The 14,832-nt window shown below is 38.1% G+C and carries 14 protein-coding genes; 1 reads left to right on the top strand and 13 read right to left on the bottom strand.

The window, feature by feature from the left end:
- Positions 1-82: 82 nt before the first annotated feature.
- The 3 genes from P255_RS06015 to P255_RS06005 form a co-directional block, all read right to left on the bottom strand.
- Positions 83-787: a DUF1003 domain-containing protein gene (locus tag P255_RS06015; RefSeq protein WP_035365052.1), complete on the bottom strand. Its 705-nt coding sequence runs from the start codon at positions 785-787 to the stop codon at positions 83-85.
- A gap of 103 nt (positions 788-890) precedes the next feature.
- The gene (locus P255_RS06010; RefSeq protein WP_004901543.1) at positions 891-1,139 is read right to left on the bottom strand and encodes a DUF6868 family protein; all 249 of its coding nucleotides are present in this window, start codon (positions 1,137-1,139) and stop codon (positions 891-893) included.
- 213 nt (positions 1,140-1,352) lie between these two features.
- Positions 1,353-2,216, bottom strand: coding sequence for a transporter (locus P255_RS06005; protein ID WP_004901541.1), 864 nt, complete (start codon positions 2,214-2,216; stop codon positions 1,353-1,355).
- Between the two features lie 1,145 nt (positions 2,217-3,361).
- Between P255_RS06005 and P255_RS06000 the strand changes: the two genes are divergently transcribed.
- Positions 3,362-4,741: an L-serine ammonia-lyase gene (locus P255_RS06000; RefSeq protein ID WP_004901539.1), complete on the top strand. Its 1,380-nt coding sequence runs from the start codon at positions 3,362-3,364 to the stop codon at positions 4,739-4,741.
- Between the two features lie 141 nt (positions 4,742-4,882).
- Here the strand turns inward: P255_RS06000 and P255_RS15330 are convergent, their stop codons facing one another.
- The 10 genes from P255_RS15330 to P255_RS05960 all read right to left on the bottom strand — a co-directional run bounded on the left by P255_RS15330 (position 4,883) and on the right by P255_RS05960 (position 14,710).
- The gene (locus P255_RS15330) at positions 4,883-5,026 is read right to left on the bottom strand and encodes a zinc ribbon-containing protein (protein WP_004752043.1); all 144 of its coding nucleotides are present in this window, start codon (positions 5,024-5,026) and stop codon (positions 4,883-4,885) included.
- A 313-nt stretch (positions 5,027-5,339) separates the two neighbouring features.
- Positions 5,340-6,902 (bottom strand): hypothetical protein, encoded by a 1,563-nt coding sequence (locus P255_RS05995; RefSeq protein ID WP_004901535.1) that lies wholly within the window; start codon positions 6,900-6,902, stop codon positions 5,340-5,342.
- 86 nt (positions 6,903-6,988) lie between these two features.
- Entirely contained in the window at positions 6,989-9,589 is a 2,601-nt protein-coding gene (gene acnD / locus P255_RS05990; RefSeq protein WP_004901534.1) for a Fe/S-dependent 2-methylisocitrate dehydratase AcnD, read from the bottom strand.
- The gene (gene prpC / locus P255_RS05985; protein ID WP_004901532.1) at positions 9,586-10,746 is read right to left on the bottom strand and encodes a bifunctional 2-methylcitrate synthase/citrate synthase; all 1,161 of its coding nucleotides are present in this window, start codon (positions 10,744-10,746) and stop codon (positions 9,586-9,588) included. The genes acnD and prpC overlap by 4 nt, the downstream gene beginning before the upstream one ends.
- Positions 10,747-10,812: 66 nt before the next feature.
- Complete coding sequence (gene prpB, locus P255_RS05980) at positions 10,813-11,697, bottom strand: methylisocitrate lyase (protein WP_004901530.1); 885 nt, start codon at positions 11,695-11,697, stop codon at positions 10,813-10,815.
- Positions 11,690-12,391: a GntR family transcriptional regulator gene (locus P255_RS05975; protein WP_004752031.1), complete on the bottom strand. Its 702-nt coding sequence runs from the start codon at positions 12,389-12,391 to the stop codon at positions 11,690-11,692. Before P255_RS05975 ends, prpB begins: the two co-directional genes overlap by 8 nt.
- Positions 12,392-12,637: 246 nt before the next feature.
- Positions 12,638-12,832 carry a hypothetical protein gene (locus tag P255_RS05970; protein WP_004901527.1) on the bottom strand — a complete coding sequence of 65 codons (195 nt, stop codon included), beginning with the start codon at positions 12,830-12,832 and terminating at the stop codon, positions 12,638-12,640.
- A gap of 217 nt (positions 12,833-13,049) precedes the next feature.
- The gene (locus P255_RS15325) at positions 13,050-13,214 is read right to left on the bottom strand and encodes a hypothetical protein (protein WP_155756906.1); all 165 of its coding nucleotides are present in this window, start codon (positions 13,212-13,214) and stop codon (positions 13,050-13,052) included.
- 248 nt (positions 13,215-13,462) lie between these two features.
- Complete coding sequence (locus P255_RS05965) at positions 13,463-13,903, bottom strand: hypothetical protein (RefSeq protein ID WP_004901523.1); 441 nt, start codon at positions 13,901-13,903, stop codon at positions 13,463-13,465.
- A gap of 162 nt (positions 13,904-14,065) precedes the next feature.
- Positions 14,066-14,710, bottom strand: coding sequence for a hypothetical protein (locus P255_RS05960; RefSeq protein WP_004901520.1), 645 nt, complete (start codon positions 14,708-14,710; stop codon positions 14,066-14,068).
- Positions 14,711-14,832 lie beyond the last annotated feature (122 nt).

The following is a 14,832-nucleotide window of genomic DNA, read 5'->3' as shown; positions in this document are numbered from 1 at the left end:
ACAATTCAAACAAAAAACAATGCGGACAACATAACAATGACACTTTCACCTGTCAATTTTGCGGGGTCAACTCAACTGACAACTAGCGCCTTTTATTCATTTCACTCAGCAAATCGAGTTGAATCTCCTGAATTTGCGCCAGACGTTCCCATTGATGCGACAGTAAATGGTCAATCTTTTCATGTAAATGTCGAATTTCCAGCTCTGCCTTTAAATTAATCTGATAATCATGCAGGGAACGCAACCGATCTTTAGCTTCCTGACGGTTTTGACTCATCATAATAATCGGTGCCTGAATGGCTGCCAAACAAGACAATACCAAATTCAGAAAAATAAATGGATAGGGGTCGGCAGGATGCAGCATCACCACCGAAGTATTCACGACAATCCATACAACCAAGAACACAAAAAAACAAATCAGAAACGTCCAGCTCCCACCAAAACTGGCAATTTTATCAGCTAATCTTTCTCCAAATGTCCAGTTTTCATCGAGTTCAACCTCGACATTTTTAGTAATGAGTTCATGATTCTGCATGCTAAGAACGACTTCTTGCTCCAAATCGGTCAGTTCACCTTTTTCCGACTTGAGTAACGAATGTACGTATTGGATACGATAGTGCGTTAGATCCGAACGGCAAATAAAGCTCTGCTCAGACCATTCTGGAGAGTCTTTAAGAATCGCCTCGGCAATCACATCACGAATGCCATCACTCGGAATCAAATCTTTTAAGGGAAAAAGTTTTTTGCATACTGTGCATTGATGCATTGAGTTTCTATTATTGTCCATAATTCCCCGATATTGTTAATCTTATCTCCATGGTGGGAGTAAGATTTGACTATTTTATGGCAACTGTTACTTGCTTACCCGATCCTTCTTTATTTCATTGAAATCATGAGTTTCTTGCAAGCGTCATCGCAATCCACGGCACCAGATTAAACATGATAATTGCGATTTTATAAAAAGCGATACCTGAATAATGAATCACATCAAACGTATTGTCTGACAAATTAAACCAACTGCCCTGTAAACGTTTCAAGAACTGGCGCGCAAAAACAAATAGCACAAACCAAATGATTAAAATGGCATAGTTAATCAAGGTGGCATAAAGTAAAACTTGCCGTATGGCTTCATAGCTCATGAGCGTGCCTTATTTTTATGGACTATGCTAAATATCATAGCGCAAAAAAATCAGCAAAAAATTAAAATACAAATTTAATTTCAAAAAAATAAAACCATTAAAAACAAAATTTTAAATAAAAATATCAAAAAATTATCATTTCTTTAGCATTCCATATTTGATGAGAATTTATACTAAATATGAAATGCCATTTTGCTTAGGCTAAATTGTTTTTTAAAAAGCCTTTAAGAAGCGTAAATTAATACGATTGTCTTCTTTAAAGCCATTTTCAACTTTTAGATCACGTCCATATGCCACAATAACTTGCGTAGTCGGTGTTGGGCTAATTCCAGTTCCTAACCAAAATTTGGTTTGCTGTGTACCGTTGGTTGTCACACCTGCCTGCTTGGTATCGCCCGCATCACTATAGGAAAGACCTGCACGCAAATCGACTTTATCATTGAGGAAGTAACGCGCATTGGTTTGTACCTGATAGCCAATATCCTGCTTCTTGTCACCGCCGATTGCATCGGTGTTTTTACCATAAATCGTCATATCCGCAGACACATCCCATGCCAGTTTTGGCGTTAACCGTGTGGTATAAGCTGCCTGTATATTCAACTTGTAGCGATTTTCCCCAAGGTTAAGTACTTTGTCTGAAGAATACTGACCCGTTGGCAAAAACAAATACGGCGTAATACCAAAAGTGCTGTGTGTGCTGGCATTGTTATATAAAAAGAATGTGTTGGCTAAAATAATATCCCCCAAACCACTACTTGAGCCTAGATCTGAAATATCTTTACCTGCATCCAAACGCCCGAAAGGAATCAAAATTTGTGGTGCAACATGAATCCCTGCAATGTCGGTGTAATGCACATAACGCGCAATACCCACATCGGAAGTCAGACTATAGTTTCCTGCAACTTTGTCACTACCACTATATAAAGCATCTCGGGTGGCGTGCTGATAATACAAAATTGCGAGGTTTGTACCTGTTGGCGCATAGTCATAATCCCCCGCGTCCAAATCGACAGCATAGGCATGGCTCAAACTTAAATAAACGGCAATAGCAAGTGCGCTATTTGTTAAAAACTTCATATTCTAATCCTTTGAATACCAAAAATAAAAAGCAGATTGTTGTCGTTTTTTTAAACAAAAAATTCTGCCGTTTTCTAATCTACTGTTTTTATTATTAAAAAAAAGCCATGCGATAGTCGTAATGACTTTATTGCTTTTATACGATCCAAGTATCAAATTTCATGATGGTATCATTTAGAAATAATTATAATAACAGGTTGTTTCTTGATCATTGATTAGATTGACTACAAATTAGACAGTTTTTCTAAAAATTAACGTTTCTCTGGACGGTAAAATTTGCCTTTTTGCCCAAACTTTTTTGTAACTGAGTCACTGTTTTGTGGTTTTAGATATGTACATGCCATGATGATCTGAGTATGGATCGGCTCAATATTCAGAATTTAGCCGTGTTTGGATATTTAGAGTGATGAGAAACAGAGATGCGAGAGATGGAATATCGAAAGAATTGCAATGTGATGAAGAAAAATGAACTATAGAAATTTTATGAGAATGTGAGAATTTTTTAGGGTGTCAAGGGAAAACTCTATGGTTTACTTCAACAATCATGACTTGGTAAATGATGACCTTATGCCTATAAACTCTTGATTTATAGCGTCCTAAGCCGAATCGAGACCTTTTGGGTGAGTACACACTTGCGTTATACGCTTCGGTGCATGCTACTCTTTTCGATCCCCATCACACCCTTGAAATATAGTTTAGTCAGATCATGATGGGATTGTTTTTCTAAGATAAACGCATTTTTGGATTTTTTGAAAATTTTTACCGAAGAATAAACCATTTAAAGAAATTATTATTATCTTATAAAAATTAACCTTCATTTCATTGCATATTTCAGCCTGATTTATCATTTTTTTACCACTAATATTACTTATATTAGATCAAACATACTCTGCTTAGACCTCCAATTTAACAAGACAAACTCCGCTTGAAGATCAGTGCAACACCACAGCCCTAAAATAATCAAAACTCCAAAAGATTAAGAATATTTTCTTTACAAAGTTCAAAATTTATAAGCTGCAAAATCTTTAGTTAAGATAAATAAAATATTCATATTTATGCTATAGATTTCATATCACAATCATGCTAACAATCTATTTTTAAAGTCAATTTTTCTCCCCAATTTTAAGCCAGCAAGGACGTAATATATGGCGCTTAGTGTATTTGATTTATTTAAAATTGGCGTAGGGCCATCGAGTTCACATACGGTTGGGCCCATGCGGGCAGCATACAGCTTTAGTCAATATCTCGAAAAGCACCATCTTTTAACATCGGTTTCAAAAGTCTCTATTCATCTTTATGGGTCATTGTCATCGACAGGGATTGGTCACAATACCGACAAAGCCACAATTTTAGGTTTAATGGGTTTTGAACCTGAAAGCATTGATACCCAACAGAGCGATAGTTTATTAAAAACAGCATTAGCACAAAAAACTCTGACCATAAATGGAACTCACCCTGTCGCTTTTGACTATATGACCGATGTGATGTTTACCGATGAGCCTTTAGCCTACCATCCCAACGCCATGACCTTAGAAGGCCATGATGGTCAAGGTAATGTGCTCTACAAAAACACCTATTATTCAGTTGGTGGTGGTTTTATTGTCGATGAAAGCCATATCCAGCAAGATTCATTGGTCGCAGACGACACTCAGATTCCGTATCCGTTTAGTAGTGCAAAAGAATTATTGGCACTGTGTAAACAGCACAACCTGAGTGTCGGTCAACTGATGCTGGAAAATGAAAAAAGCTGGCGCAGCGAAGCTGAAATTCAGGCAAAAATTATGAGCATTTGGCAGGTTATGCAAGAGTGCATTCAAAATGGTCTGCACAATGAAGGCATTCTCCCTGGCGGGTTAAACATCAAACGCCGCGCTAAAAAGATTCATCAACAGTTATTGCAAAAGAAAAACTCTAATTTAATTGATACAACATTTACGGCCATGGAATGGGTCAATTTATTTGCGCTCGCAGTCAATGAAGAAAATGCTGCAGGTGGTCGTGTCGTGACTGCCCCAACCAACGGTGCAGCAGGCATTATTCCTGCGGTTTTATATTATTACGTCACTTTCTCACAAGATTTGTCCGAAGACAAAATTGTTCGCTTTTTCTTGAGTGCTGCGGCAGTGGGTATTTTATGCAAATTAAAAGCATCAATCTCAGGCGCTGAAGTCGGTTGTCAGGGTGAAGTCGGTTCAGCGTGTTCGATGGCATCTGCGGGATTGACCGAAATTTTAGGTGGTACGCCAGATCAGGTTGAACATGCAGCTGAAATTGGATTGGAACATAATTTGGGGCTCACCTGCGACCCTGTGGGTGGATTGGTACAAGTTCCATGTATTGAACGAAATGCGATTGCGGCGGTGAAAGCGATTAATGCTGCACAGATGGCGTTGCATGATGAAGATGAGCATTTTATTTCACTCGATAAAGTGATTCAGACCATGAAAGAAACAGGCAAAGATATGTCAGACAAATATAAGGAAACATCAAAAGGTGGTTTAGCAGTCAATTCGATTGAGTGTTAATCGTTTCATGCTCAATCTGTAAATCGACACTTAAATTTCAAAAACTTAAATATTTACTGATACATACACAAACGTAAAAAGCCCTATCACACGATAGGGCTTTTTTAAAAACAGAGAGTAGCTGTTTTTATAAGTGCAGCCTTAAGCAATTTTATTGTTAAATTTATTGCCAAGGCATTTGGTACACTGGGGTAAACGGTCTGTACCAATTTCTAAGTAAACGCGATGTCCGCATTGGACACAAAAATAGAAGCCTGTTCCAGGTTGAGAGCCAGCAGTTACCATCTTTGTTCTCCATAGATTTTAGAAATGGTGTTCAAAGTATAGACAAAATGAGTGGCTTGTCTACACATTATTTCCAATTAAAATGACTACATAATTTAAATAAATGAATGATTAATAAATTTGAACAACCAAGCCTACCTGTTTTATAAAATTCTTCTTACTTTTAATGTACTTATGCGCAAAAACTATTTTCCTTGGGTGATGGAAATTTGATGCTGTTTTTTTGTTATAAGATGAAAGTCTTAAATTTTGATACAAATAAGCCCCGTGAGATGGAGCTTTGATTTAAGACAATAGACAGCTGTCTATGAAATTAGTTCCAATTATAAATAACATTATATTTATCTTCATATTTTGAACTTATATGATTTATTGACTTTAATAGATCTTGCTCTAGTAAATTTACATCATCTGTATTTGATATATAAATAAAAGTTTTTTCTATTACTGATTCAACACTTTCAATTCTAAATTTATACTTTGATGTTTCTTTTATTTCTCCAAATATTGTATAAATCATCCCCAGAGTATGGCTACCTAGTCGACATGTAATTACAGCAATAAAAGCTGCTTTATTAAAAGTTAATTTCTCTTTCAATTCAAATTCAGCCATAAAATCACAGCGATCAGACTTAGTGATTAATGTATGAAACTGCTCAATTTCTTGCTTATAATGATATAATTCTTGTATCGAAATAGTTATTTCTTCATAAATTTTTGCTTGAAAACATATTTGCAATACCTTACTTAATAATTCATCAAAAACACCTAAATCTCTTTTTACATACTTACTTTTAAAATCAAAGGTCAAGGTATTTAAATTTTCTATTTCTAATTCAACTATAATCTTTTGATTATCCCTGCTCATTATATTTATTAAAGCAATAGCATCTTTTAATATTTTTAATTCAAATCTTCTATTTTTATCCCATAAATTAAATTTATAATTAACTTTTCCTGCATATGGTTCAAAAATAATATCAAATAAATCATTAATAAGTCTAAATTTTAAAAATCTCTTAAACTCTTTAGAACTATTAAAGGGTGAATTATAAAAATCTATATCAAAAACTAAACCATATGATAAATTATCTTCCTTAAATCGAATTTTACCTCTTTTAGGAGGTAACATATCCAGACTCAATTTTGCATTTGATAATTCAACTTGGGATTTTTTATCTGGGATACCAAATCGTTTTTCAATACTTATAAGATTTTTTACATTAAATTCCTTCTCCAACCCCAATGAAACATCAATAATTTTCTGAATGCCATCTTCACCTTCAATAGAGAATTTCATCGTTATAGATTCATCTTCGAAACCACAGTCTTGTAAGTATTTATTTTTACCAACTATATATTCCGAATAATTTTCACCTATATATTTTAATATAGTTTCTTTAAGATTATTACCGTCTAATTTTTCAAGCTTATGTTGTTCATTATAGAAAAGTGTCATTTTCCTTTTATTTAAATTTTTATCTTTCTCACTTTCACTCTGCTCTATTTCATGAATTTTTTTAAGAATTTTAAAAACCAGATCATTATCTATATGCAAAATAAATGCATTTTGCACTTCATTTTTTCCATCAAATTCTAAAAAAGCATAGAATGTGGGCATTTGCGCTGTTGCCATTCTTCTAAGATTAGAAATAGTTATTGGAAGTTTTCTATCTTGTTTGTCAGTCGCCTTAACTTGAACCTTACATTCAAACGCTGATTTATGTAATTCTTTAGTAGTTACATTTGAAGATATTGGGAATTCAACATAATAATCCCATCCTGTTTTATCTATAGCTGAGCCATTAGCAATCAAACCAACCTGAGCACACCACATTTCAAATGTACTTTCGCCTAGTTGTCCCAAATCTCTCATGTGCCCTCAGATGCAAAATAAAAACCCCACTTCACAGTAGGGCTTTTTTTGAACAATATCAATAAACTTTAACTAAAACTGGGCAATTACGCTGCCTGACCTTCACCTTCCAAAAAGTCCTGTGCAAAACGCTGCAACACACCGCCCGCCTCATACACATGCACTTCTTCTTCGGTATCCAGACGACAGGTTACAGGCACTTCAACGATTTCACCGTTAATACGTTCAATCACCAAAGTCACAGTCGCACGCGGCGCAATATTACCAATCACGCTATACATTTCAGTACCATCAAGCGCTAAAGTCTTGCGAGTTGTGCCTGCCTTAAACTGCAATGGCAACACGCCCATACCAATCAGGTTAGTACGGTGAATACGCTCAAAACCTTCGGCAACAATCGCTTCAACACCTGCAAGACGCACACCTTTGGCTGCCCAGTCACGGCTAGAACCCTGACCATAATCCGCACCCGCAATAATGATAAGTGGCTGTTTGCGGTTCATGTAAGTTTCAATCGCTTCCCACATGCGCATGACCTTGCCATCAGGCTCAACACGGGCAAGAGAACCTTGTTTCACCGAGCCATCTTCATTGAGCACCATTTCATTAAACAGTTTCGGATTGGCTAAAGTCGCGCGCTGTGCAGTGAGGTGATCTCCGCGGTGGGTTGCATAAGAGTTGAAATCTTCCTCTGGTACACCCATTTTTGCCAAGTACTCGCCTGCTGCCGATTTTTTCACAATCGCATTAGACGGAGACAAATGATCAGTGGTGATGTTGTCAGGCAAAATTGCCAACGGACGCATGTGAGTCAAAGTACGCGGTGCAGCCAAAGCGCCTTCCCAATACGGTGGACGGCGGATATAGGTACTTTGCGCACGCCATTCATACAGCGGGCTTTTCGCCTGCTCAATTTCACCTAAGTCAAACATTGGAATATAGACTTTACGGAACTGTTCAGGTTTTACCGATTCTTTGACTAAGGCATCAATTTCAGCATCGCTCGGCCAGATATCTTTCAGGTAAATCGGGTTGCCGTCTTTGTCTGTACCCAAAGCATCTTTTTCAATGTCAAAACGAATCGTTCCTGCAATCGCATATGCAACAACCAACGGTGGCGATGCTAAGAACGCCTGTTTTGCATACGGATGAATACGACCATCAAAATTACGGTTACCTGAAAGTACTGCTGTAGCGTACAAATCACGGTCAATAATTTCGCGTTGAATAACAGGGTCTAATGCACCAGACATACCGTTACAGGTCGTACATGCATATGCCACGATGCCGAAACCGAGCTTTTCAAGGTCATGCAACACGCCTGCTTCTTCCAAGTACAGTGCAGCCGCTTTTGAACCAGGAGCAAAAGAAGATTTCACCCACGGTTTACGGGTTAAACCCAATTCATTGGCTTTACGTGCCAACAAACCAGCAGCAACCGTGTTACGTGGATTCGAGGTATTGGTACATGAGGTAATCGCGGCAATGATAATTGCACCATCTGGCATTAAACCATCGGTACGATGCTCAACTACACCTGCAATGCCTTTTTCTTTCAAATCGCTCGTAGACACACGCGCATGTGGGTTAGATGGCCCTGCAATATTACGGGTCACTTTAGACAAGTCGAAGCGTAAAACGCGTGGATATTCAGCTTGTTTTAGGCTGCTTGACCACAAACCTACTTGTTTCGCGTAGGTTTCGACCAACTCAACTTGTGCATCTTCACGACCAGTCAGACGTAAATAATCAATCGTGTTTTGGTCGATATAGAACATTGCCGCAGTTGCGCCATATTCCGGCGTCATATTGGAAATGGTGGCGCGATCACCAACAGACATGCTGTCAGCACCTTCACCAAAGAACTCCAAATATGCACCAACCACACGCTCTTTACGCAAAAACTCAGTGAGTGCCAAAACGATGTCGGTTGCAGTAATGCCCGCTTGGCGCTGACCAATCAGCTCAACTCCAATAATGTCAGGCAGGCGCATCCAAGAAGCGCGACCAAGCATGACATTTTCAGCTTCTAAGCCACCGACACCGACCGAAATCACACCCAAAGCATCGGTATGTGGCGTATGCGAATCTGTGCCGACACAGGTATCTGGAAATGCCACACCATCACGCACTTGAATCACAGGCGACATTTTTTCCAGATTGATCTGGTGCATGATGCCGTTGCCCGCAGGAATTACATCGACATTTTTAAAAGCAGTTTTTGTCCACTCAATAAAGTGAAAACGGTCTTCGTTACGGCGATCTTCCACAGCGCGGTTTTTGGCAAAAGCATCAGGGTCGAAACCACCATATTCCACTGCCAAAGAGTGATCGACAATCAACTGGGTTGGTACAACTGGGTTAACTTTAGAAGGGTCACCGCCTTTATCTGCAATCGCGTCACGCAGCCCTGCAAGGTCAACCAGTGCAGTTTGCCCTAAAATATCATGACACACGACACGTGCAGGAAACCACGGGAAATCGAGTTCCTGCTTACCTTGTATAATTTGGAGCAAATAGTCTTTAATTTTTTCAGGTTCAGCACAGCGTACAATATTTTCAGCATGCACACGGCTGATATATGGCAGTTTTGCCCAAGCACCTGCTTGCAGGTCTTCAACTGCCTGTACCACATCAAAATAATCTAAGTTGCTATGCGGCAACTTTTTACGGTACTGGGTGTTCATGCATCACGCTCCGCAAGTGGCACAAATTTAAGGTTCTCTGGACCTGTATAATGTGCGCTTGGTCGAATAATCTTGCCATCTTGGCGTTGTTCAATCACATGTGCCGACCAGCCTGCTGTACGTGCAATTACAAACAATGGGGTAAACATTGCTGTTGGCACACCCATCAGGTGATAGCTCACTGCACTAAACCAGTCAAGGTTCGGGAACATGTTTTTAACTTCTTTCATCACGGCTTCTAGACGCTCCGCGATCAGATACATTTTTTTGTTCTGCTGTACATCGGCAAGTTCAGAAGCGATTTTCTTGATCACTTCATTACGCGGATCAGCGATGGTATAGACTGGATGCCCGAAACCGATCACGACTTCTTTGTTTTCGACACGCTTACGAATATCGGCTTCAGCTTCATCGGCAGTGTTGTAACGCTGCTGAATCACAAATGCAACTTCGTTTGCGCCACCGTGTTTCGGCCCACGCAATGCACCAATCGCCCCTGCAATGCTCGAATACATGTCTGAACCTGTACCCGAAATCACACGTGAAGTAAATGTTGACGCGTTAAATTCATGCTCAGCATACAAAATCAAAGATGTATGCATGGCTTGAATCCATTGTTCACACGGTTTTTCACCATGCAACAAATGCAGGAAGTGCGCACCAATCGAGTCATCGTCAGTTTCAACTTCAATACGTTTTCCGTTATGGCTTAAGTGATACCAGTACAGCAACATTGAACCCAAACTTGCCATCAACTTGTCAGCAATATCACGCGCACCTGCATAGTTATGGTCATCATGTTCTGGCGTTAAGCAGCCCAAAACCGAAACACCTGTACGCATGACATCCATTGGGTGAGCAGATGGTGGTAGTTGCTCCAATGCAGTCTTTAAGCTTGCTGGCAAACCACGCAGTGATTTGAGCTTGGCTTTATAAGCGCTTAACTCTGCTGTATTGGGCAATTTTCCATGTACCAGTAAATACGCCACTTCTTCAAACTGGCAATGTACCGCCAAGTCAAGAATGTCGTAACCACGGTAATGCAGATCATTACCACTGCGTCCTACGGTACATAGTGCTGTGCTCCCAGCGACTTGACCGCTGAGCGCAACTGATTTTTTTGGTTTGAATTCTGTTTTTTCAACTTGTGTATTCATGACAGTTTCCTTTTGTCTATTTCATATTGTTGTAAAAATTATTGAACCAGTTCAGCAGTAAAATGCTTATTTATTTTTCTCGAATGAGGCATCTAAATACTGTTCAAACTGATGGTAGTTGATACGGTCATACAATTCCTGACGAGTCTGCATGGTATCGACCACATTTTTTTGCGTGCCTTCTTTACGCAAGGTCTGGTAAACATTTTCCGCAGCTTTATTCATGGCGCGGAATGCTGACAGTGGATACAAAGCAATGCTCACGTCGGCAGAAGCCAGTTCTTCAGTGGTAAATAACGGCGTAGAACCAAATTCGGTAATGTTGGCTAAAATTGGCACATGCACGGCATCGGCAAACTGTTTGTACATTGACAACTCAGTAATGGCTTCAGGGAACAGCATGTCTGCACCCGCTTCAATATAAGCACTTGCACGGTCAATTGCTGCTTGCAAACCTTCCACTGCCAAAGCATCGGTACGCGCCATAATCACAAATTTGTCGTCGCCACGAGCATCGACTGCGGCTTTAATGCGATCTACCATTTCCTGTTGAGAAACAATGGCTTTGTTTGGGCGGTGTCCACAACGTTTTGCCCCAACCTGATCTTCAATATGCATGGCTGCTGCACCAAACTTAATTAAAGACTTGGTCGTACGCGCAATATTAAATGCTGATGCACCAAAACCTGTATCAGCATCAACCAATAACGGTAAGTCGCATACGTCAGTAATACGGCGAACATCAGTCAAAACGTCATCGAGGTTACTAATGCCTAAATCAGGCAAACCTAATGAGCCTGCGGCAACCCCACCTCCTGATAAATAGATGGCTTTATAGCCTGCTCGTTTTGCCAGTAAAGCGTGGTTAGCGTTAATGGTTCCGACAACCTGTAACGGTTTTTCAGCCGCGACGGCATCACGGAAACGCTGACCCGCAGATAAATTAGACATGTGATTCTCCTTGTGCTTGTATCCAGTTGGATTCAATATTTTTATAAGATGCAGCGATATGTCGTCGCATCAGTAATTCGGCAAGTTCGGCATCGCCATCGGCAATTGCATCTAATATACGAATATGTTCGTTAAATGCCTGATGCGGACGATTTGGGGTTTTTGAAAACTGAATGCGATACATTCGAATCAGGTGATATAGCTCATCACAGAGCATTTTTTCCAAGGTTTTATTGCAACTGGTTTTGATAATGCAATAGTGAAAATCATCTTCACCTTCTTGTAAAAAATAGCCCTTACCTGCTTTAAAAGCATCATCTTCGGCATGGCGCTTTAAAATGTCCCGTAAAATCAGGATTTGTTTTTTATCGATATGCTGTGCCGCCAAACGACAAGCCAGACCCTCAAGGCTTTCTCGGATTTGATACAGCTCATAAAGCTGCTGATGAGACAATGACACCACGCGCGCGCCTACATGCGCCGTGCGTTCTACCAGTTTTTGTCCTTCCAGACGATGAATGGCTTCACGCAATGGCCCGCGGCTGATGCCATAAACGCGCGCCAGTTCAGGCTCAGAAATCTTACTCCCTGCGGGAAGATCACCGCAGATAATGGCAGACTGGATTTTATAAAAAATCTGATCTGTAAGCGTTTGATATACTTTTGCTGTATTATTTTCGAGCAAATTCTGCATAGTGTTGACAATTCTTATCAAAGATCACTGAATAATGCTTATTTTTTAGCAAAAATTAAACTATTGTCAACAATATAAATTTTATCTACGACTAATGTGCTATAAAACACGATTTTTTCTTATTTTATTCAATCTAAAAACCAAGATTGTCGACAATCTGTTTTCCATTAAAAGAAACAGCCACAATAAAAAACCCCTTGTCTCATTTAAAGATAAGGGGTTGGAAGTATTCAATATTGGGCTATTTTAAATTTTTACCCAAGTCACATTTTCATCGGACTTACGTACAGAAAATGAAAATTCATCATCAGCTCGAACGAGATAAGCATCGTGTGCCTCATGAACCACTTTTAAAAGTGTTCCTTCATTATAAAGTTTTGGTTCATAGCCTTGCTTTTCATGTTTGATGGGCTGAATCAATTCAATTAGTATCTTATTCATGTTAAAAACCTAGAAAGCAATTTCAAATAATAGTATACAAATCATTCATTTTTTAAAAATTAAATTTAGTTATTTAACGTAAAAAATCATATTTTTATACTCTAAATCAATTAAAGACAGCATTTAGTGTGCTTTAGAAATTTAAGAAAAAAAACAATATATATCTCATAATTTAACTCTTAAAAAATAATTTTAAAAAATATAATCATATAAAAAATCAGCGCAGACTAAATTCAATCGACACCAATCCAACGCATAAAATCTTTTTTAAAGAGAGAGGAATCATCTGAGGTGTAACTTCGGTCTGTACTTGGGTTGTGTCGGGCAGATCACTAATTTCCGCAGGGGTTGCGGTTTCGCCATACATTGCCTCTTCTAACAATTGCAATCCAAGTTCAGGTGTAATTTACTACCGTTCGCTTCAATCAACTTATTTTGTTGCTTTGTGATATCCATACCTTTCCTACTGCTTATCACTGTAGCCGCTAAGGTCTGAATGGTTAGAGTTATTTAGCATTTAGCTGCTGATTGCCCAACATAAGGAAAGTTTCAAAGATTTGATAAAGGAACCGTTCGCCTTACAGGGAAGAAAAAAAGCGACCTGTTGGTCGCTTTCTATTCAATACCGATTTATTCAAAATTTCCATTCGCAAAGATTATTTTTCCTAATGAAAATTCTGTATTTAACTTCTTAATTATAACTTTATAGAATATGTCATCTATAATGTTTACATGAGTAGATTGATTCGTAGGCTTTGCGAAATATATTTTTTCATTATTATGTGAAGACCCGAATTTGTATATATCAAAAGCTCTAATCACCTGTTTTTGATAATAAAAATGTACCTTATTTAAAGAAACTTCTGAAATCTTAATATCTTGATCAAGAATTCTGTAAAAAGATTGTATATTTGGAGGAAGATTTCCAACATTAAAATCACCATCTTCTTCTTTTTCTACTTTAAATTTTAAAAAAATATCATCTTTAGCTAAATAGATAGATGAATCATCATCATTTGGTTGATACCATTCAGATTGCTCAAGCAATGCTTTTATATCGTTAATATTCATGTTATTTCCTATTAAATAAAATTTTTTAAAAATATATGTTGTATATATTACATACAGATATTTTGAAAAAATTTCAAGCTGTTAAATTTAAAAAGCCAACATCATTGACGCTGGCTTAAGCTATACCAAGATTATTTTTATGCATGCTCTACTGGTCAGACCTTAGAGGGTGGGTTTATCCAGCACATCCTTTGCAAATGCAATTTCGTTTGCAATAACTTCTTGACTCGCACCACCTTGAGATAGTTCTGCTTGATACATGTTTAGAAAAGCTAAAAGATTCATTTTTTTAGTATCAATAGCAGATACCAGCGCAACAACTGTTAAAATTTTTTCAGGTTTATCTTTTAAATTATAAATATTAATATTTTGGTACCACACTACCATATCTATTCGAATGGCTGATTCTCCTTCAAATGCAAGATAACGAGCTTCAATCTCATAACTATGTTCTGGTCTATTAAGCAACATATCTAACTCAAAATAGACTAGAGAACTTATAGCTGATAGAGCAGCTTCACGAACACCTGAAAGAAACATTTTTACTTCAGAATTGATCGTGCTGCGTAGCTCAGCAAATTCATTCGCTGAAAAGCAGCGTACTGAATTAAAATTATAAATAACTTTCTGAATAGGAAATGAATCACTCTTATCTTGAGCATACTGTAAATTCATTTCAATTTTAGATTGAAAAAAGTCCGCTTTTGCATTCCCCAACTGAACAAGTATATCCAAGGTTTCTTTTTGAGCCATACCTTCTGATGTTGAAGTATCTATTTTTCCCAAATAGTTTCTTATTGATGACATAAATTTATATCCTGTTTTTTAACAATGATTACAACTTCATTTTAACAATTGAAGAAATATGTGTGATGTTATTCACTGAGCATCACAACAACTCCCCTTGAGTTCCTTTACCCACCAAATCC

The organism is Acinetobacter brisouii CIP 110357, assembly GCF_000488275.1.
GTDB lineage: Bacteria > Pseudomonadota > Gammaproteobacteria > Pseudomonadales > Moraxellaceae > Acinetobacter > Acinetobacter brisouii.
Note: the sequence above shows the minus strand (reverse complement) of the source record. Positions and strands in the feature narration are given on the sequence as shown.

Bases quoted from the DNA above. Each gene is read 5' to 3' on its own strand.
- P255_RS06005 (WP_004901541.1), bottom strand. From the start codon at position 2,216: ATGAAGTTTTTAACAAATAGCGCACTTGCTATTGCCGTTTATTTAAGT.
- P255_RS05975 (WP_004752031.1), bottom strand. From the start codon at position 12,391: ATGCAGAATTTGCTCGAAAATAATACAGCAAAAGTATATCAAACGCTT.
- prpB (WP_004901530.1), bottom strand. From the start codon at position 11,697: ATGTCTAATTTATCTGCGGGTCAGCGTTTCCGTGATGCCGTCGCGGCT.
- acnD (WP_004901534.1), bottom strand. From the start codon at position 9,589: ATGAACACCCAGTACCGTAAAAAGTTGCCGCATAGCAACTTAGATTAT.
- P255_RS15330 (WP_004752043.1), bottom strand. From the start codon at position 5,026: ATGGTAACTGCTGGCTCTCAACCTGGAACAGGCTTCTATTTTTGTGTC.
- P255_RS06010 (WP_004901543.1), bottom strand. From the start codon at position 1,139: ATGAGCTATGAAGCCATACGGCAAGTTTTACTTTATGCCACCTTGATT.
- P255_RS06015 (WP_035365052.1), bottom strand. From the start codon at position 787: ATGGACAATAATAGAAACTCAATGCATCAATGCACAGTATGCAAAAAA.
- P255_RS05970 (WP_004901527.1), bottom strand. From the start codon at position 12,832: ATGAATAAGATACTAATTGAATTGATTCAGCCCATCAAACATGAAAAG.
- prpC (WP_004901532.1), bottom strand. From the start codon at position 10,746: ATGAATACACAAGTTGAAAAAACAGAATTCAAACCAAAAAAATCAGTT.
- P255_RS05995 (WP_004901535.1), bottom strand. From the start codon at position 6,902: ATGAGAGATTTGGGACAACTAGGCGAAAGTACATTTGAAATGTGGTGT.
- P255_RS06000 (WP_004901539.1), top strand. From the start codon at position 3,362: ATGGCGCTTAGTGTATTTGATTTATTTAAAATTGGCGTAGGGCCATCG.
- P255_RS05965 (WP_004901523.1), bottom strand. From the start codon at position 13,903: ATGAATATTAACGATATAAAAGCATTGCTTGAGCAATCTGAATGGTAT.
- P255_RS05960 (WP_004901520.1), bottom strand. From the start codon at position 14,710: ATGTCATCAATAAGAAACTATTTGGGAAAAATAGATACTTCAACATCA.